We start from the raw sequence: 17,130 nt of genomic DNA, 5'->3' as shown, positions 1-17,130 counted from the left end.
CCACCCCGGCTTGGCAAGATCGCAGGGTGTCCGAACCCCGCACCATCACCGACCCCGCCGACCCGCGCCTCGCCGACTACACCGGCCTCACCGACGTCGAACTGCGCCGTCGGCGCGAGCCCGCCGAAGGCCTGTTCATCGCCGAGGGGGAGAAGGTCGTCCGCCGCGCCCTCGCCGCCGGTTACCGCATGCGGTCGATGCTGCTGACGGCCAAGTGGCTGGACGTGATGGCGGACGTGATCGCCGAGACCGACGCCCCGGTGCACGTCGTCGAACCGGGCCTCGCCGAGGCCGTCACCGGCTACCACGTCCACCGCGGCGCGCTCGCCTCGATGGAACGCAAGCCGCTCCCGGACGCCGCCACGGTGCTGTCCGGCGCCCGCCGGGTGGCCGTGCTGGAGGGTCTGGTCGACCACACCAACCTGGGTGCGATCTTCCGCAGCGCCGCCGCCCTCGGGATGGACGCCGTCCTGCTCTCGCCCGACTGCGCCGACCCGCTCTACCGGCGCGCGGTGAAGGTCTCCATGGGCGCGGTCTTCGCCGTCCCCTACGCCCGGCTCGACCCCTGGCCGGCCGCCCTCGACACGGTCCGCGCCGCCGGCTTCAGCCTGCTCGCGCTTACCCCCGCCGACGGCGCCGTCGACCTCGCCGCGCTGGCCCCGCAGCAGCTCCCCAAGGCCGCCCTGATGCTCGGTGCCGAGGGCGACGGCCTCACCCGCCGGGCCATCGCCGCCGCCGACCACGCCGTCCGCATCCCGATGGCCCACGGCATCGACTCGTTGAACGTCGGCGCCGCGGCCGCCGTCGCCTTCTACGCCGTCAGCCTGTCCTGACCTCGCGGCGGGCCCGCTCCCGGCCCCCTGGGAGGCCCGGACCGGGCCACCGGCAGCTCCGGCGGGCCCTCCTGGCACGCCGGAGCCCGGGGGCGCCGCCGCGGGACACCTCGGGCGGTCCCAGCCCTTCCGGCCGGACCGCGGGCCTGCCCGTGCACGGGGCGGCGGCTGCTCGGGCTTCCTGCGCGCGGGCGGCGCAGGAGATCGCGGCACGGGGGCGCCGCTCCGCTGCGCGTGGCCGGGCCGGGAGAGCTGCCGGCACCTGCGGCCGTCAGGAGCGGAGGGCCGGCCCGGCCGGCCTCCCGCGCACGCCGTCGGCCGTCAGCCGACGGGTGTGGTCGGCGGGGCGGGAGCCGCGGCGGGGGGCTGGCCGACGGTGAGCGTGGGGGCTCCCGGCCAGGACTCCTCCAGGGTGCCGTCGGCCCGGACGGTGTAGCGGGTGGAGGCGGTGGCCCCGCTCGGAGTGCGCTCCTCGCGGAGCAGCGCGCCGTTGTCGAGCCGCCAGGTGGCCGCCGCCAGCGGATCGGCGGCCGAGGAGCGGGAGGTCAGCGGCACCGGTGCGTCGCCGTTGAAGGAGAACAGCTGGACGAGGTCGACGGGCACCGAACCCTCGGCCCGCCGCAGCACCACGAGGGCGGCCGGCGCGCCCCGGTACCGGGCGGCCAGCACGGCGCTGAGCGCGACCTGCGGGCCGGGCCCGGCCGAGCGGCCGTCCTTCAGCGCGACGGCCGGGCCGCCCGCCGGGTCGGTGTAGCTGCGGTTCGGCCAGTCCACCGTGGGGCCGGGGCCCTGCGCGGGGGCCAGCGCGCCGTCACCGGCCGGTACGCCGCCGTGGGCCGCCGCCGCGAGCGGCGTCGGGGGCTGCGGCAGCGCCGACGGCGCCACCCCGTCCACCGACTGCCCGGCCGCGGCTCCCGGCCGGTCCGCCGGCGCGGACGCCGCGCTCACCGCGCCGCCGCCCGGGCCGCGCCCCTCGGTGCTCCGGTTCTCGCAGCCCTGCGCCGCTGCGATGGCGAGCGCCACACCGACGGTGACGGTGACGAAGACGATCAGCCGCTGCCGCAGCAGCCGCTGCCTCGGGGAGCCCGCCCGGCCGCCGGGGACGGGCGTGTGCTGCCGGTCCCGGGCCTGCCCGCGCGGCCTGGCGCCGCGCGCCCGCTCCGCCCGCTGCGGCTCCCGCTCGCGGGTGCCCGCCGGGCCGCCCGCCGCGCCGGCCCGGCCGGGCGGCGGGGTCTGCAGCCGCTCGCGCAGCGGGCGGGTGGTCTGGGCCGCGCCGGGCCGCGGCATCGGCGTGGTGGCCGCCTGGCTGGAGTGGACCGGCGGGCGGCGCTGCGCCGGGCCGGGCCGGGCCCCGGGGTACGAGCCGGGGTGGGAGCCGGGGTGCGCGCCCTGCGGCCCGCCGTCCCGGGCACCGGGGTGCATGCCCTGCTGGGCCCCGGCCTGGACGCCCGCACCGCCGACGGGCCGCCCGCCCGGGTGCCCGACGCTCTGCGGCATGCCGGGCCGGCCGCCGGCCGCCGCCCGGGCGTGGGCGGCGCCCGCCGGGTCGGCATGCCGACCGGGGGCCGGTACGCCGCGGCCGCCGGCCGGCGGCACCGGTGCCGCGGCGGAGCCCCGTCCGGTGCCCGCGGGGTGGGCGGGGGCAGCTCCGGCCGGTCGCCCGCCCGGGGCGCGCGCCGGCCGGTCGGGGCCGGTCCCGTCGGCCGCGGCCGTGCCGCGGGCCGCCAGCTCGCTCAGCCGCTCGTGCAGGGCGGCCGCGCCGGGCCGTTCGGCGGGCTCCTTGGCCAGGCAGGCCCCGATCAGCGGGGCCAGCGGGGCCGGGACGTCCGTCAGGTCGGGCTCCTCGTGCACGACCCGGTAGAGCATCACCTCGGAGGAGGCTCCCGATCCGAACGGGGTGTCGCCGGTGAGCGCGTAGGCCAGCGTGGCCCCGAACGCGAACACGTCGGTGGCCGGGGTGACGGCGGCGCCGCGCACCTGCTCGGGCGCCAGGAAGCCGGGGGAGCCGACCGCGGTGCCGACGTGGGTGAGCGTGCTGGCGCCGCGCGACCAGGCGATGCCGAAGTCGATGATCCGCGGCCCGCGCGGCGAGAGCAGGATGTTGGACGGCTTGAGGTCCCGGTGGACGACGCCCGCCTCGTGCACCTTGACCAGGCCGTCGGCCAGCGCGGCGCCGATCCGGGCCGCCTCCGGCCAGTGGAGCGGGCCCTCGTCGCCGACCCGCTTGTACAGCGACGGGCCGGGGACGTACGCGGTGGCGAGCCAGGGGCGGTCCGCCTCGATGTCGGAGCCGACCACCCGGGCCGTGCAGCCGCCGCGGATCCGGGAGGCGGCGGCGATCTCGCGGGCGAAGCGGGTGCGGAACTCCAGGTCCTCGGCGAGTTCGGCGCGGATCAGCTTGAGCGCCACCCGCTGCCCGCGGCGGTCGGAGCCGAGGTAGACGACGCCCATGCCGCCGGCCCCCAGCCGCCGGTGCAGCCGGTACGGCCCGACGATGCGGGGGTCCTCACGCCTCAGCCGCATCATCGCCATCTTCGTTCCCCGTCAGCCCGTGGGTGAGGCCCCGTCGGTTGGGGCATCGTCAGTTCCTGTCCGGCACAGCTTACGGACTGGCCGCTGCGGTGTGCTGATACGCAACACCTGAAGCCTCCGTGCGATTGTCGGATCTTGCACCGGAGGGCAGGTCGCGGGGCTGGCGAAACGTTTCTCGGGGTCGCCTCTCAGGGTTCCCCCGGGGGTGCCGCCGAGGCCGTCTCCCCCTGCGGTAGTACGCCCGGAGTCCGGGCGTCATCCTCGGGGATGCCCGCAGAACAATACGACGGCATGACGTCCGGCGACCCCCTCGCGCCATAGCGTTGTCCTCAGCGGTGGACGGGGCGCTCGTCCCCCGAGGTAATCCGTCCACCGCGTCCACGCCGGCCGAGCGCACCACCGGTCGGGAAGGCACGGGCAGCACACGAATCGGGAGTAGGGGCATGGCACCGCAGCTCACGGGATCCCCCCGCCGCCGTCGGCCGGCCTTCACCCAGCGCCGGGCCGCGGAGCCGACCAGGCACCCCGCGGTCGCGCTGGCGATGGCGCTGCCCTGCGCCGTGCTGCTGGTCATGCTCTTCGGCGGGTGGGACCAGATGGCGAGCCAGGCCCAGGCCCTCGCCGACCTGCTCAAGCACTGACCCGCTCCGCGCACCGACGGCCCCGCACACCGGTCCGCCGGAGCGCGGGCCGGGCGCCGGAGCAGGACACCGGAGACCGGCCGGCTCGACAGCCGGCCACTGAACGGGCACTGATCCCCTGGGGACGGGGAGCCAGTGCCGCCGGGGAAGGCCGTGCGCCGCACCGACTCGCGGACGGGCGAGAGCGGTGCACAGAGCACCCCGGCAGGCGGAGAGGCCGCGTACGGACGTCGGTGAGGGCGACCGTACGCGGCTCTTCTGTCTCCGCGCCGCCACTCCCGGATTCCACGCGCCCGGCTGCCACGCTCCCCGCCGCCGCTCCACCCGCCGCCGCGCACCGACGGCAGGGCGCACCGGCACCGCAGCACGAAAAAGGCCGGGGCCGCGATCCCTAAGGATCACGGCCCCGGCCGGTTACTGTGCGCGATACTGGGATTGAACCAGTGACCCCTACCGTGTCAAGGTAGTGCTCTCCCGCTGAGCTAATCGCGCCTGGTGAGGCGGTTGTGCAGCAGACCCCGGAGGATCCGACGTGCGCGATACTGGGATTGAACCAGTGACCCCTACCGTGTCAAGGTAGTGCTCTCCCGCTGAGCTAATCGCGCCTGGTGAGGCGGTTGTGCAGCAGACCCCGGAGGGCCCGACGTGCGCGATACTGGGATTGAACCAGTGACCCCTACCGTGTCAAGGTAGTGCTCTCCCGCTGAGCTAATCGCGCGGGGAGGTCTTCCGGCGGAACCGGACGAACCTCTTGGAGGTGGAGACGGGATTTGAACCCGTGTAGACGGCTTTGCAGGCCGTTGCCTCGCCTCTCGGCCACTCCACCAGGCAACACACGAAGAACGATCTTACACTGTTCTCCATCGAGCGGACGACGAGATTCGAACTCGCGACCCTCACCTTGGCAAGGTGATGCTCTACCAACTGAGCCACGTCCGCCTGTCTCCCGGGGGCTTCACCGCTTTTCTTCGGCTGCGCTCCCTGGCGACGTGTTGAACTCTAGCGGATTCCCGGGCCAGCTAAAAATCCGTTCCCGCAGCGTGCTGTGGGGATGCCCGCCGCGTGCCGTCCCGTCAGCGGTTCCGCGAGGTCACCGGCCCCCACCTGGAGCGGGCCCGGACGATCATCCGCAGGCCACCCGGCGCACACCGCCGCGACGCCCGCGCCTGCTCGCGTGCCGGCGCGCGGCGGCCGCACCCCGGGGCCCCGCCGGGGCCCCGACCTACACTTCAGGCACCGCAGCCCAGCCACCCCGTGCAGGAGAACCGTGTCCGGCCACCCCGACCCCCACAGCCCGCTCGCCCGCTTCGGCGGCCGCCTCGCCACCGGGCTGCGCGACGTGACCTCGGACCCGGCCGCGCTCGACTCCGCCGGCTTCTGGGCCGTTGCCCACGACTTCGAGGGCCGGCTCACCTGCGCCCGCTTCGACGAGCTCCGCCCGGCCCCCGCACCCCCGTCCGGCGCCGGCTGGCTCGGCCCGGCCGCCGACGGCTGGCACAGCTCGCTGGACCGCGCCGCCTACACGGCGGGCGTCCGCCGGATCCGCGAGCACATCGCGGCCGGCGAGGTCTACCAGGCCAACCTCTGCCGCGTCCTGAGCGCGCCGCTGCCCGACCCGGCCCGCACCGACGTCGACGCCCTCACCGGTCTGCTCGCGCACGGCAACCCGGCGCCCTACGCGGGAACGATCCGGCTTCCCGCGCACGGCGTGGAGATCGCCACCGCCTCGCCGGAGCTCTACCTGCGCCGCGACGGCCGCACCGTCTCCTCCGGTCCGATCAAGGGCACCGGCCGGACCGAGGCCGACCTGCTGGACAAGGACCACGCCGAGAACGTGATGATCGTCGACCTGGTCCGCAACGACCTCGGCCGGGTCTGCGAGACCGGCACGGTCACCGTCCCCGACCTCTGCGCCGTCGAGAAGCACCCCGGCCTCGTCCACCTGGTCTCCACGGTCAGCGGCACCTTGCGGGCGGACGCCGGCTGGCCCGGGCTGCTGGACGCGACCTTCCCGCCCGGCTCGGTGACCGGCGCGCCCAAGTCCAGTGCCCTGCGGATCATCGAGGCGCTGGAGACCGCTCCCCGCGGCCCCTACTGCGGAGCGGTCGGCTGGGTCGACGCGGACCGCGGCGAGGGCGAACTCGCCGTGGGCATCCGCACCTTCTGGATCGACCGCGCCGACCCGGGCGCACCGCTGCTGCACTTCGGCACCGGCGCCGGCATCACCTGGGGCTCCGACCCCGAGCGCGAGTGGGCGGAAACCGAACTGAAGGCCGCCCGTCTGGTCGCGATAGCGTCGGGCGCCGGGACCGACTGAGGAGCGGCCGGCCCACCCGCCGGATCCGGTCCGGCACGCCCCCGCACCCCGCACGGCCCTGCACGACCCGGCACGCCCCCGCACCCCTCCCCACCACCGTCCAGAGGAGCAGCCCTCCATGCAGCACCCCACCAAGAGCTGGGTGAACGGTTCACTCGTCGACTCCGCCGACGCCGCCCTCGCCGTCCTGGACCACGGACTCACCACCGGCGACGGGGTGTTCGAGACCATGAAGGCCGTCGACGGACGGCTCTTCGCCCTCACCCGCCACCTCGACCGGCTCACCCGCTCCGCCCGCGGCCTCGGCCTGCCCGACCCGGACCACGACCTGGTCCGCGAGGCCTGTGCCCAGGTCCTCGCCGCGAACCCGATGCCGCTCGGCCGCCTGCGCCTCACCTACACCGGCGGCATCGCCCCCCTCGGCTCCGAGCGGGGGGACGGCACCCCCACGCTGGTCGCCTCCCTCGGCACCGCCGCCCGCCGCCCCGACACCACCGCCGTCGCCGTCGTTCCCTGGCGCCGCAACGAGCACAGCGCCGTCGCCGGCCTCAAGACCACCTCGTACGCCGAGAACGTCGTCGCGCTCGCCGCGGCACACCGCGCCGGCGCCTCCGAGGCCATGTTCGCCAACACCGCCGGACAGCTCTGCGAGGGCACCGGCTCCAACGTCTTCGTCGTCATCGGCGGCCGGCTGCTCACCCCCGCCCTCGCCTCCGGCTGCCTGGCCGGCATCACCCGCCGGCTGGTCGTCGACTGGTGCGGCGCCGAGGAGACCGACCTGCCGCTCGACGCGCTCCAGCAGGCCGAGGAGATCTTCCTGACCTCCACCCTGCGCGACGTCCAGGCCGTCACCCGCGTCGACGACCGCGAACTCCCCGGCCCGGGGCCGGTCACCGCCAAGGCGATGGCCGTCTTCGCCGAGCGCAGCGGCGACGACCTCGACCCGTGACCGGCCGGCGCGGACGTCCGGGTCCGCACGCCGGGTGACCGGCGGCACCACCGGGCGGTAGGGCCCGCGACCCGTCGGAACCACGGCCCCGGCGGGCCCGCGGTCCCACCCGCCGGGGCCGCGACACCCCGGAGACGGCCTGGGGCGACCTCGGCGGATAGAACACCCGCACGGCGGGGAAGGGACCTCGGCATGACGACCACGCTGCGCCCCGAGGGCCCGGAGTCACCCACCGCCGCCGGCGGCCGCACCAGACGCTGGCAGATCCGCGCCAACGGCCGCCCGGTCGGCGCCCTGCGCACCAGCACCGTCCCGCGGGGCCACCAACTCTGGGGAGAGATCTCCGAGTTGGAGGTCCACGAAGGGCGCGGCCGGGGGCGCGGGACGTTCGGCGCACTGGCCGCGGAGGAGGTGCTGCGCAGCTGGGGCTGTTCCCGGGTGGATGCCGACATCCCGGAGTCCGCCCACCCGGCGCGGGGCCTCGCCGCCACTCTCGGGTACACCGAGCGGATGCGGAACATGGCGAAGCGCCTGACCGCCGCGCCGGAGCTGCCGGCCGGCATCGAGGCACGCCGGATCGGCGCGGAGGAGTTCCCGGGCTGGCTCGCCGCGGCGAAGGAGGGCTACATCGGCGACCTGCTCTCCTCCGGCCTCAGCGAGGACCAGGCACGCGCCAAGTCGGACGCCGACCACATCCACCTGCTGCCGCAGGGCGCGGACACCCCGGGGGTGGCGCTGCGCCGCCTCTACGGCGCCGGGGCGGACCCGCTGGGCGCCCTCTGGCTGGCCCTGCGGGTCCGCGACCTGCCCGACGGCGCCCCGCTCGCCTGGGTGATGGTGGTGGAGGTGGCCGAGGCCCACCGCGGCCGGGGGCACGGCCGCTCCCTGATGCTGCTCGCCGAACGCGAGTGCCTGGCCGCCGGGGTGCACGACCTCGGGCTGAACGTCTTCAGCAGCAACGCGGTGGCGATCCGGTTGTACGAGTCGCTCGACTACCGGATCACCAACCGGATCTACGGCAAGCCGCTGCTCTGAAGTGCCTCCGGGAGAAGTGTTCTGACGCCCGGTCAGGAAGTCCTGGCGGCCTCGACGACGGCCCGGATCCGCTCCCGCAGGCCGTCCTGGCTCTGCCCGCCGTCCAGCCGCTGCCCGGCGATCACGTACGTCGGCGTACCGGTGACCCCGATCGCCTTGCCCTCGGCCTGGTCGGCGTCCACGATCAGCGTGTGCCGGCCGTCCACCAGGGCCGTGTCGACCTCCTCGGCGTCCGCCCCGACCTCGCGGGCGACCTCCAGCAGCACCTGCTCGCCGCGCGTGCCCAGCTCGTCGACCCGGGCCAGCAGCGCCTCGACGTACGGCCACCCGAGCCCCTGCGCGAACGCCTCCTCGGCGGCCTGCGCCGCGGCGTACGCGTGTTTGTGCTTCTCCAGGGGGAAGTGCCGCAGCTCGATCGCGAGCGCGTCGCCGTACTCGGCGCGCAGCGCCCTGACGTCGTCCAGGGCGGTGCGGCAGTCCGGGCACTGGAGCTCGCACCAGAACTCGAGGCGGGGGAGGGAACCTTCGATCATGCCCCCAGTGTTCCACTAGTGGGCCCGGCACCGTTGCGGCGGTGTGTCCGGGCGGCGGCCCGAGCGACGGAGGTCCGATGACCGCAACGACGAGGCTGACTGCAACGACGGGGCCGGCCGCGGTGGCGGGGCCGGGCGGGACGACGGCGCCGGCCGGGGTGCGGCCGTGCTGACGGCGGCCGTCGCCTTCGCGCTCACCGCCGCCGGGCTGGCGGTCGCCGGTCTGCGCGCCCACCGCCGCCGCTTCCGCTCCGCCACCCGCTGGTTCGCGGTGGCGCTGCTGCCGGCCGGCCTCTACCTGACCGGCCTCTTCCCGCTGGCCCGGACGATCGCCCACGCGCTGGGGGACTGGGCGGCCGGGGTGGTCCTCGACCCCCGGGTGTGGACGGGCATCGTGCTGCTCGCGGTCTCGGCCGGCCTGCTGCTCACCACGCGCTGGGTGGGGCGCCGGAGCGTGTCCGAGTCCGAGAGCCGCCCGGCGGCCGCCGGCCCGGCTCCGGCCCGGCCGGCCGTCCCGGGTACGCCCGCCCGCCCACCGGCCGGCGCCGGTGCGACCGGGGCCCCGGACGCGGCCGGGCCGGGGAGGCCGGCGAAGGGCGGCAAGCGGGACGACGGCCTCGGCGGTGACTTCGCCGACATCGAGGAGATCCTCCGTCGCCGCGGCATCTGAGCGCCGGGCCCCGCCGAAGGCGCCCCGGGCGCGGCCGGCCTCAGGCCGAGGGCACGGCCTCCGCCGACCGCTGCCGGGCCCGGTAGGCCGCGACGTGCAGCCGGTTGCCGCAGGTCCGGCTGTCGCAGTAGCGCCGGGAGCGGTTGCGCGAGAGGTCCACGAAGACGCGCGCGCAGTCCGGCGCCTCGCAGCGCCGCAGCCGCTCGCGCTCGCCGGCGGTCAGGATGAAGGCCAGCGCCATGCCCAGCTCGGCCGCCAGGTGGTCGTGCAGGGCGGCGTGCGGGGCGAAGTAGTGGATGTGCCACCCGTGGTGGTCGTGGTTGGTCAGCCGCGGCGTCGTGCCGGCGGCCGCGACCAGCGCGTTGACCAGCTCGGCGGCCTCCACGGTGCCCTCGGTGCCGAACACCTCGCGCAGCCGGGTGCGCAGCTGCTGGACGTTGCGCAGGTCGGCCTCGGTGAGCGAGTCGACCTCGCTGATCTCCTGGCGGATCACGAAGGCGTCCAGCGCGGCCACGTCGGGCAGCAGCTCGGTGCCGCACACCTCGGGCGCGGTGTTGAGCAGCTCGACGAGGATGCTCAGTGCGCACTCGGTGTCATGGGTGATCAGCACGTTGGGGGCTCCTCGCGCGGAGGGGGCCGGCGGCACCCCGCGTCTACGGTCAACCCCAGACTTTACCGGGCCCCGCCGCACGGGGCGGCTGCTTCGCCCGAAGGGCAGCGCGGATATCGCACGTCCGTACGGTTCGGACCGGTTCGTTCGGCCGCCCGGAGCCCCGGCGCGGTGCCCGGAAACGCCCGGTGCGGTGCCCGGAAACGCCGACGGCGCCCGGCAGCGAGGCCGGCCACCCGAGTGGATGGCCCGCTCCGGTGCCGGGCGCCTGCGGTGCTGGGGCCCGCCCCGGGTGGGAGCGGGCCGTTCACCGGCCCCGAGACCGCGTCGTGCGCGGCTGAGTCTGCTGCCGTGCCCCCGAGTAGGACGGCTGCGGTGACGGCAGGAGGTACGGCCCCGCCGACAGCGGGGAGTGACCGCCTCCCGTTCGGGGTCAGCTTTCGGCGAGGATGTGGGACAGCTCCCGGTCGAGGTCGAAGTGGCGGTGTTCGGTGCCGGGGGGCACGGCGGCGTCCGTTCGCTTGAGGAAAGACTCAAGCGCCCGGGCCGGGGCCTCCAGCAGGGCTTCTCCTTCCGGAGAGCTCAGGGCGATGCAGACCACCCCTTGCCCGTGGCTGCGCGAGGGCCACACCCGGACGTCGCCGGTACCCGTGGGTCGGTGCAGCCCCTCCGCAAGGAGATCTCGGGCGAACACCCACTCCACGGTCTCGTCCGCGCCGGTGTGGAACGTGGCGTGCACGGCATAGGGGTCGGCGGTGTCGTAGCGCAGGCCCGCGGGGACGGGCAGTGAGGACTCGCTGGACACGATGAGGCGCAGGTGCAGCTCGCAGCTGACCGTGGTGTTCATAAGCGCCATGGCCTTTCGCTCAGTGTGCGCTCGGGGAATCGCACGTCGGCGAACGGACCATCCCACCTCCGGGACCGATGTAAACCCCTCTGTCCCGATTCGGGGGCGAGTCGTACCCCTTACGGCGCATTGCGGAATCGGTACGGCGCGGCCGTCGGGGCATTACCGGGCCGGTTCTCGGTTAGTTTCCTGGCATGACTGTGCGAAGCGACAAGGCGGGCAGGAACACGAGAACGGGAGAGGCGGCCGTGCCGGAGGAGACGGGGGCGCAGGGGGGACCGGCGGACGACGGTGCCGGCGAGGGCGCGGAGGCGGGCGCGGACGGCGGCCGGCCGCTCGGCTCGCGGGCGCCGCACTTCATCCGGCGGTCCCGGCCGCTGCACCTGAGCTGGCAGGTGGCGGTCTTCCTGGTCGGGCTCGCGGTGGTCGTGCTGGGGGTGATCATGCTGCCGCTGCCGGGCCCCGGCTGGGTGGTGATCTTCCTGGGCATGGGCGTCTGGGCGACCGAGTTCGTCTGGGCCCAGCTGGCCCTGCGCTGGACCAGGCGCAAGGTCGCGGAGGCCGCCCGGAAGGCGATGGACCCGAGGGTGCGGCGGCGCAACATCACGCTCACCGCCATCGGTCTCACCGTGATCGCCGGGATCGGCGCCTGGTACATCTGGAAGTACGGGCTGGTCATGCCCTGGACGATCGGTGGGCGCTGACCCCGGTGGTGCAACCGGCGGCGCAAGCGGTGGAGCGGTCGCCGGTGCGACCGGTGGGGGCCGTTCGGGCGAGCGCCCGGGGGAGCGGCCGGGGCGGGGCACCGGAACGGGGGCGGTTCGGACCACCCCGCGGGATGCGGTAATGTTTTCCCTGCACCCGGGCGATTAGCTCAGCGGGAGAGCACTTCGTTCACACCGAAGGGGTCACTGGTTCGATCCCAGTATCGCCCACCGGAATGCATTGTGATATGTGAGGCCCAGTCGATTATCGACTGGGCCTCACATATATTTCCGCATTCGGTGAACAACTGCTCGGAAGTTGCCGCGGAATCGGGCTGAGGCGCAGTCACCTTCCGTGCGGAGTGCGAGTTCTGCAGGTGCGTCGGTGGCCGCCGGGGGATCGCGGTTGTACGACACCCCCCGAATGGTGCTACTGTTCTTCTCGTTGCCCGGGCGATTAGCTCAGCGGGAGAGCACTTCGTTCACACCGAAGGGGTCACTGGTTCGATCCCAGTATCGCCCACCCGGACAGCACGCAGGCCCCGACCGAACACCGGTCGGGGCCTGCGGCGTTCGCGGACCAATCGCCTCCCGATGGCCTCCCGATCGCCTTCCGACCGACTCCCGGGCAACATCCGGCCGACATCCGGCCGACACCCCACGGCCGTCCGGTCAGGCCGCGGCCTCGCAGCTGTGCTCCGCCGACAGCCGCCGCCCGCAGCCGCAGCGGGCCGGCCGCACCGGCCAGGAGAGGTCCACCCGCTCCGGCGTCCCCGAGCGGTCGAACCAGTTCTGCAACCCCCGAGCCTGCGCCGCGTGCCAGACCGTCTGCCGCCGGTGCAGCTCCGCCGCCGACAGGCCGCCCAGCGCGGCCGGGTACCGCAGACCGATCGCCCGGACCAGCTCCAGCGCCGCCGTCGCGTCCGCCGCCGCGTCGTGGGCGCCGGCCAGTTCGACCCCGTAGTGCGCGCACAGGTCGGTCAGCGTGCGCCGCCCCTTGCGGTACCGGTCCACGTGCTTGTCCAGCACCCGCGGGTCGATCACCAGCAGCCCGTCCGCCAGCGTGGCCGACCAGTGGCGGCGCAACTCCCGGTCCAGCAGCGTCAGATCGTACGGCGCGTTCATCACCACCACCGGCCGCCCGGCGCGGGCCTGCTCGGCCAGCGCGCGGGCGATCTCCGCCACCACCGCCCGGGCCGGGCGGCCGAACGCGCGCACCCGCTCGTCGGTGATGCCGTGCACCGCGCGGGCGCCGTCGGGTATCGGCACGCCGGGATCCGCGAGCCAGTCGACCGTCTGCACGGGTGCGCCGGGGGCGGGCTGGACGACCAGCGCCGCCGAGACGATCCGGTCGGACTCGACGTCCACGCCGGTGGTCTCGGTGTCGAAGGAGGCGAGCGGACCGCTGAACCAGTGCTGCTGCATGACTGCCCCTCACATGCTGCGTCCCGGGAAGGTGATACCGCTCCTGACACCCGCTCAACCGTTTGGCCGCAGCCCGGCCGGGCACCCTGCGTACAGGTGTCCCGTCCGCATCCGGACGGGCCCGGGTGCCGGGGGAGGCAACGGGGCGATGGCGCTGACCCAGCCGCAGCCCGAGGAGGCGGCAGCCGTCCTGCGGGGGAACCTGGCCGTGACGGCCTGCATGGAGACGCTCCAGGTGGGCTACCTGCACGCGGTCGCCGCCGCGGCGGGCTGCTCGCTCTCCCAGCCGTTCCCGGACAACGGCATCGACTGGCAGGTCAGCCACGGCTCCCGGGCGCACGAGGTGGACGACGAGGTCACCATCAAGATCCAGCTCAAGGCCACCCAGCAGATCGCGCCCGAGCCCCGCGGCCCGTTCTTCAGCTTCACCCTGGACAACGACCACCTGCGCAAGCTCGCCCGGTCCCGGGTCGCGGTGCCGCGGATCCTGGTCGTGATGCTGCTGCCGCGCCGCGTCGACCACTGGCTGGCGGCCCGGCCGGACGCGCTGGAGCTGCGGCACTGCTGCTACTGGGTCAACCTGGCCGGCCACCCGGTCACCGGGCGGCACCGGACCAACGTCCGGGTGCCCACCGCGAAGGTCTTCGACGACCGCGCACTGTGCGACATCATGGCGCGGGTCGGCGCGGGCGGCAGCCCGTGACCGCCCGGCCCCCGGCGGGGAGGAGCAGGACCATGACGCTGCCACACGGGCCGGCGGAGGCCGCCCGGCCGCTGCCCGACCCGGCCGCCGTCGACCCGGCGGTGCTCGCCACGCTGCTCGCCCGGCACGGCTGGGTCCGCCGCGGCGGGCCGTCCGCCCGGTACGGGCGCTGGACACCGCCGGACGACGCCGACCCCGGCACCAGCCTGCTGGTACCGGCCGGGGGAGGCTTCGACGACGCCGTCGACCTGCTCGCCGACGCCGTCACCGCCCTGTCCCACTCGCGCAGCCCCTCCGCCCGCTCGATCCTGCTGGCGCTCACCGTGCCCGGCGACGAGCTGCAGTGGCGGCGCGAACTGTCCGGCCCCGCCGGCACCGCGCCCTGGGAGGACGCCGAACGCCTCCAGCGGGCCGCCCGCTCGATGCTCGCGGCCGGTGCCAAGGCCGGGCGTACCAGGGCCGCCTACTTCGGCGCCCGGCTGGACGCCTGGGCCGCGGACTTCCTGGAACGCGTGCTGGTCGTGGAGAGCGGTGCCGGGCTCACCGCCTACACGCCCGCGCCCGAGGGCCGGGCCGCGGCGACCACCCTGGTCCGCGCCCTGGAGGCGCTGCGCGACGCCGTCGACTACCGGCGGGTGAGCGGCGGGCCGGAGGCCTTCGAGAACGCCGTCCAGGCCGGGGTCAGCCGGGAGCTCGTGCAGTCCGTGGAGGAGCTGGTCCGGGGTGCGACCGCCGGCCGGCTCACCGTCGCCTGGTCGGCCGCCGCCGGCACCCCGGGCGGCTTCGGGGACCGCCGGATCGCGCTGGAGTTCTCGCCGGGGGACCTGCCCGCCCTGGAGGAGGCCGCCGCCCTGCTGGAGCGGATCGAGCCGGCCGTCGCGGTCACCGTCGTCGGCGTGGTCGTCCGGCTCAAGCGCGCCGACCCGGCCGGCCCGGGCACCGTCCGGCTGCGGGTGCTCGGCGGCGCGGAGGTCAGCGAGGTGCGGGTCCGGCTCGCCGACCCGGCGTACCGGCTGGCCGCCGAGGCCCACCTGGCGGGCGCTCCGGTCAAGGTCAGCGGCCGGCTGGAGCGCCGCGGCGGCTTCCGCCGGCTCACCCACCCGCGCGGCCTGGAGCCGTGCGGGCTGGAGGAGGCCGAGCGGCAGCGGCTGCTGAAGAGCCTGGGGGAAGGGGGACAGGGGGCGTAGGTGCACGGCGGGGCCGGTGCTCTCGGTACCATCGTCACGCGCAGCGGAGTGTTGCGCCCTATGAATCCAGCACGTCAGGAGAGACCGGTGACGGACGTCCGGGTAATCATCAACCGCGAACCCGATCGGGAAGAGCGCGTGGTGACCACGGGCACTACGGCCGCCGAGCTCTTCGCCGACGACCGCTCGATCATCGCGGCCCGCGTCGCGGGGCAGCTCAAGGACCTCGCGTACGCCGTCCAGGACGGCGACGAGGTCGAGCCGGTCGAGATCGGCAGCAAGGACGGCCTGGACATCCTGCGCCACTCCACCGCGCACGTCATGGCGCAGGCCGTGCAGCAGCTCTTCCCGGAGGCCAAGCTCGGCATCGGCCCGCCGGTCAAGGACGGCTTCTACTACGACTTCGACGTCGAGAAGCCGTTCCACCCCGATGACCTCAAGGCCATCGAGAAGAAGATGCAGGAGATCATCAAGCGCGGGCAGAAGTTCTCCCGCCGGGTGGTCACCGACGAGGCCGCCGCCGAGGAGCTGGCCGCCGAGCCGTACAAGCTGGAGCTGATCGGCCTCAAGGGCTCCGCCGCCACCGCCGGTGAGGGCGCCGACGTCGAGGTCGGCGCGGGCGAGCTGACCATCTACGACAACGTGGACGCCAAGACCGGCGAGCAGTGCTGGGGCGACCTCTGCCGCGGCCCGCACCTGCCGTCCACCCGGATGATCCCGGCGTTCAAGCTGATGCGCAACGCGGCCGCCTACTGGCGCGGCAGCGAGCGCAACCCGATGCTGCAGCGCATCTACGGGACCGCCTGGCCGAGCAAGGACGAGCTGAAGGCGCACCTCGACTTCCTCGTCGAGGCCGAGAAGCGCGACCACCGCAAGCTCGGCAACGAGCTCGACCTCTTCTCCATCCCCGAGGAGATCGGCTCCGGCCTCGCCGTCTTCCACCCCAAGGGCGGCATCATCCGCCGCGCCATGGAGGACTACTCGCGCCGCCGGCACGAGGAGGAGGGCTACGAGTTCGTCTACACCCCGCACGCCACCAAGGGGAAGCTCTTCGAGAAGAGCGGCCACCTGGACTGGTACGCCGACGGTATGTACCCGCCCATGCAGCTCGACGAGGGCGTGGACTACTACCTGAAGCCCATGAACTGCCCGATGCACAACCTGATCTTCGACGCGCGCGGCCGCTCGTACCGTGAACTGCCGCTGCGCCTCTTCGAGTTCGGCACGGTGTACCGGTACGAGAAGTCCGGTGTGGTGCACGGCCTGACCCGCGCCCGCGGCTTCACCCAGGACGACGCGCACATCTACTGCACCCGTGAGCAGATGGCGGAGGAGCTCGACTCCACGCTGACCTTCGTGCTCAACCTGCTGCGCGACTACGGTCTGACCGACTTCTACCTGGAGCTCTCGACCAAGGACCCGGTGAAGTTCGTCGGTTCGGACGAGGCCTGGGAGGAGGCCACCGCCGTCCTCGCGAACGTGGCCGAGAAGCAGGGCCTCCCGCTCGTCCCGGACCCGGGCGGCGCGGCCTTCTACGGCCCGAAGATCTCGGTCCAGGCGAAGGACGCGATCGGCCGGACCTGGCAGATGTCGACCATCCAGCTCGACTTCAACCTGCCCGAGCGCTTCGACCTGGAGTACACGGCGGCGGACGGTTCGCGTCAGCGGCCGGTCATGATCCACCGTGCGCTGTTCGGCTCGATCGAGCGGTTCTTCGCCGTGCTGCTGGAGCACTACGCCGGCGCCATGCCGCCGTGGCTGGCCCCGGTCACCGTGACCGGCATCCCGATCACCGACGAGCACGTGCCGTACCTGCTGGAGGTCGCGGCCGCGCTGAAGAAGCGCGGGATCCGGGTCGAGGTGGACACCTCGGACGACCGGATGCAGAAGAAGATCCGCAACGCCCAGAAGACCAAGGTCCCGTTCATGCTGATCGCCGGCAACGACGACGTCGAGGCGGGCGCGGTCTCCTTCCGCTACCGCAACGGCGAGCAGAAGAACGGCGTGCCGCTGGCCGAGGCGATCGCCGAGATCGTGGACGCCGTGGAGCGCCGCGTCCAGGTGTGACGGATTTCCCGCGTGAGCGGGGTCGGCGGGGCAGTCTCCACACGGAGTCTGCCCCGCACTGCTTTGCAAGCACCGCC

15 protein-coding genes and 7 tRNA genes are annotated in these 17,130 nt (G+C 74.6%); 12 read left to right on the top strand and 10 right to left on the bottom strand.

Annotated elements, in window-relative coordinates:
* Positions 1-26 precede the first annotated feature (26 nt).
* A complete protein-coding gene (locus OH807_RS10145) occupies positions 27-833 on the top strand; it encodes a TrmH family RNA methyltransferase (RefSeq protein ID WP_406196608.1) in 807 nt (268 codons plus the stop codon).
* A gap of 321 nt (positions 834-1,154) precedes the next feature.
* On the opposite strand, the gene OH807_RS10140 is transcribed toward OH807_RS10145, so the two are convergent.
* The gene (locus OH807_RS10140) at positions 1,155-3,365 is read right to left on the bottom strand and encodes a protein kinase domain-containing protein (RefSeq protein WP_406196606.1); all 2,211 of its coding nucleotides are present in this window, start codon (positions 3,363-3,365) and stop codon (positions 1,155-1,157) included.
* Positions 3,366-3,808: 443 nt separating this feature from the next.
* Between OH807_RS10140 and OH807_RS10135 the strand changes: the two genes are divergently transcribed.
* Positions 3,809-4,006, top strand: a complete 198-nt coding sequence (locus OH807_RS10135; protein ID WP_406196603.1) for a hypothetical protein — start codon at positions 3,809-3,811, stop codon at positions 4,004-4,006.
* Positions 4,007-4,426: 420 nt separating this feature from the next.
* Here OH807_RS10135 and OH807_RS10130 read toward each other — a convergent pair.
* From OH807_RS10130 to OH807_RS10110, 5 genes are all read right to left on the bottom strand, one after another.
* A tRNA-Val gene (locus OH807_RS10130) sits at positions 4,427-4,498 on the bottom strand.
* A gap of 41 nt (positions 4,499-4,539) precedes the next feature.
* Positions 4,540-4,611 (bottom strand) — tRNA-Val (locus tag OH807_RS10125).
* Between the two features lie 41 nt (positions 4,612-4,652).
* Positions 4,653-4,724, bottom strand: a tRNA-Val gene (locus tag OH807_RS10120).
* Between the two features lie 34 nt (positions 4,725-4,758).
* A tRNA-Cys gene (locus tag OH807_RS10115) sits at positions 4,759-4,832 on the bottom strand.
* A 40-nt stretch (positions 4,833-4,872) separates the two neighbouring features.
* A tRNA-Gly gene (locus OH807_RS10110) sits at positions 4,873-4,945 on the bottom strand.
* Positions 4,946-5,273: 328 nt separating this feature from the next.
* Between OH807_RS10110 and OH807_RS10105 the strand changes: the two genes are divergently transcribed.
* The 3 genes from OH807_RS10105 (at position 5,274) to OH807_RS10095 (ending at position 8,307) form a co-directional block, all read left to right on the top strand.
* A complete protein-coding gene (locus tag OH807_RS10105) occupies positions 5,274-6,323 on the top strand; it encodes a chorismate-binding protein (protein WP_406196601.1) in 1,050 nt (349 codons plus the stop codon).
* Between the two features lie 118 nt (positions 6,324-6,441).
* On the top strand, positions 6,442-7,272 hold the full coding sequence (locus OH807_RS10100; protein WP_406196598.1) for an aminotransferase class IV: 831 nt from the start codon (positions 6,442-6,444) through the stop codon (positions 7,270-7,272).
* Between the two features lie 192 nt (positions 7,273-7,464).
* Positions 7,465-8,307 (top strand): GNAT family N-acetyltransferase, encoded by an 843-nt coding sequence (locus OH807_RS10095; protein ID WP_406196595.1) that lies wholly within the window; start codon positions 7,465-7,467, stop codon positions 8,305-8,307.
* A 32-nt stretch (positions 8,308-8,339) separates the two neighbouring features.
* On the opposite strand, the gene OH807_RS10090 is transcribed toward OH807_RS10095, so the two are convergent.
* Positions 8,340-8,840, bottom strand: a complete 501-nt coding sequence (locus OH807_RS10090) for a DsbA family protein (protein WP_406196592.1) — start codon at positions 8,838-8,840, stop codon at positions 8,340-8,342.
* Between the two features lie 166 nt (positions 8,841-9,006).
* Between OH807_RS10090 and OH807_RS10085 the strand changes: the two genes are divergently transcribed.
* Entirely contained in the window at positions 9,007-9,510 is a 504-nt protein-coding gene (locus OH807_RS10085; protein ID WP_406196589.1) for a hypothetical protein, read from the top strand.
* A 40-nt stretch (positions 9,511-9,550) separates the two neighbouring features.
* Here OH807_RS10085 and OH807_RS10080 read toward each other — a convergent pair whose 3' ends face one another.
* Together OH807_RS10080 and OH807_RS10075 are read right to left on the bottom strand one after the other, a co-directional pair.
* The gene (locus OH807_RS10080) at positions 9,551-10,120 is read right to left on the bottom strand and encodes a CGNR zinc finger domain-containing protein (protein WP_406196586.1); all 570 of its coding nucleotides are present in this window, start codon (positions 10,118-10,120) and stop codon (positions 9,551-9,553) included.
* Between the two features lie 433 nt (positions 10,121-10,553).
* Positions 10,554-10,967 (bottom strand): SsgA family sporulation/cell division regulator, encoded by a 414-nt coding sequence (locus OH807_RS10075; protein WP_030056266.1) that lies wholly within the window; start codon positions 10,965-10,967, stop codon positions 10,554-10,556.
* 194 nt (positions 10,968-11,161) lie between these two features.
* On the opposite strand from OH807_RS10075, the gene OH807_RS10070 reads away from it, so the two are divergent.
* The 3 genes from OH807_RS10070 to OH807_RS10060 all read left to right on the top strand — a co-directional run bounded on the left by OH807_RS10070 (position 11,162) and on the right by OH807_RS10060 (position 12,194).
* Entirely contained in the window at positions 11,162-11,671 is a 510-nt protein-coding gene (locus OH807_RS10070) for a TIGR02611 family protein (protein WP_406196584.1), read from the top strand.
* A 159-nt stretch (positions 11,672-11,830) separates the two neighbouring features.
* A tRNA-Val gene (locus OH807_RS10065) sits at positions 11,831-11,902 on the top strand.
* Between the two features lie 220 nt (positions 11,903-12,122).
* Positions 12,123-12,194: transfer RNA gene (locus OH807_RS10060), tRNA-Val, on the top strand.
* A 149-nt stretch (positions 12,195-12,343) separates the two neighbouring features.
* Here OH807_RS10060 and OH807_RS10055 read toward each other — a convergent pair.
* Positions 12,344-13,096 (bottom strand): 3'-5' exonuclease, encoded by a 753-nt coding sequence (locus OH807_RS10055; protein ID WP_406196582.1) that lies wholly within the window; start codon positions 13,094-13,096, stop codon positions 12,344-12,346.
* 148 nt (positions 13,097-13,244) lie between these two features.
* Here OH807_RS10055 and OH807_RS10050 point away from each other — a divergent pair, with 148 nt between their 5' ends.
* The 3 genes from OH807_RS10050 (at position 13,245) to thrS (ending at position 17,053) form a co-directional block, all read left to right on the top strand.
* Positions 13,245-13,799 carry a DUF4365 domain-containing protein gene (locus OH807_RS10050; protein ID WP_406196580.1) on the top strand — a complete coding sequence of 185 codons (555 nt, stop codon included), beginning with the start codon at positions 13,245-13,247 and terminating at the stop codon, positions 13,797-13,799.
* A gap of 32 nt (positions 13,800-13,831) precedes the next feature.
* Positions 13,832-14,986, top strand: a complete 1,155-nt coding sequence (locus OH807_RS10045; protein ID WP_406196578.1) for a hypothetical protein — start codon at positions 13,832-13,834, stop codon at positions 14,984-14,986.
* Positions 14,987-15,073: 87 nt separating this feature from the next.
* A complete protein-coding gene (gene thrS / locus OH807_RS10040) occupies positions 15,074-17,053 on the top strand; it encodes a threonine--tRNA ligase (RefSeq protein ID WP_406196576.1) in 1,980 nt (659 codons plus the stop codon).
* Positions 17,054-17,130: the final 77 nt, after the last annotated feature.

This window comes from Kitasatospora sp. NBC_01560 (assembly GCF_045208415.1).
Classification (GTDB): Bacteria; Actinomycetota; Actinomycetes; order Streptomycetales; family Streptomycetaceae; genus Kitasatospora.
This window is presented reverse-complemented; position numbering and strand designations above follow the sequence as displayed.

Excerpts from the sequence above, each read along its gene's own strand:
- OH807_RS10055 (WP_406196582.1), bottom strand. The coding sequence starts at position 13,096 with ATGCAGCAGCACTGGTTCAGCGGTCCGCTCGCCTCCTTCGACACCGAG.
- OH807_RS10100 (WP_406196598.1), top strand. The coding sequence starts at position 6,442 with ATGCAGCACCCCACCAAGAGCTGGGTGAACGGTTCACTCGTCGACTCC.
- OH807_RS10135 (WP_406196603.1), top strand. The coding sequence starts at position 3,809 with ATGGCACCGCAGCTCACGGGATCCCCCCGCCGCCGTCGGCCGGCCTTC.
- OH807_RS10050 (WP_406196580.1), top strand. The coding sequence starts at position 13,245 with ATGGCGCTGACCCAGCCGCAGCCCGAGGAGGCGGCAGCCGTCCTGCGG.
- OH807_RS10045 (WP_406196578.1), top strand. The coding sequence starts at position 13,832 with ATGACGCTGCCACACGGGCCGGCGGAGGCCGCCCGGCCGCTGCCCGAC.
- OH807_RS10095 (WP_406196595.1), top strand. The coding sequence starts at position 7,465 with ATGACGACCACGCTGCGCCCCGAGGGCCCGGAGTCACCCACCGCCGCC.
- OH807_RS10070 (WP_406196584.1), top strand. The coding sequence starts at position 11,162 with ATGACTGTGCGAAGCGACAAGGCGGGCAGGAACACGAGAACGGGAGAG.
- OH807_RS10075 (WP_030056266.1), bottom strand. The coding sequence starts at position 10,967 with ATGAACACCACGGTCAGCTGCGAGCTGCACCTGCGCCTCATCGTGTCC.
- OH807_RS10090 (WP_406196592.1), bottom strand. The coding sequence starts at position 8,840 with ATGATCGAAGGTTCCCTCCCCCGCCTCGAGTTCTGGTGCGAGCTCCAG.
- OH807_RS10140 (WP_406196606.1), bottom strand. The coding sequence starts at position 3,365 with ATGGCGATGATGCGGCTGAGGCGTGAGGACCCCCGCATCGTCGGGCCG.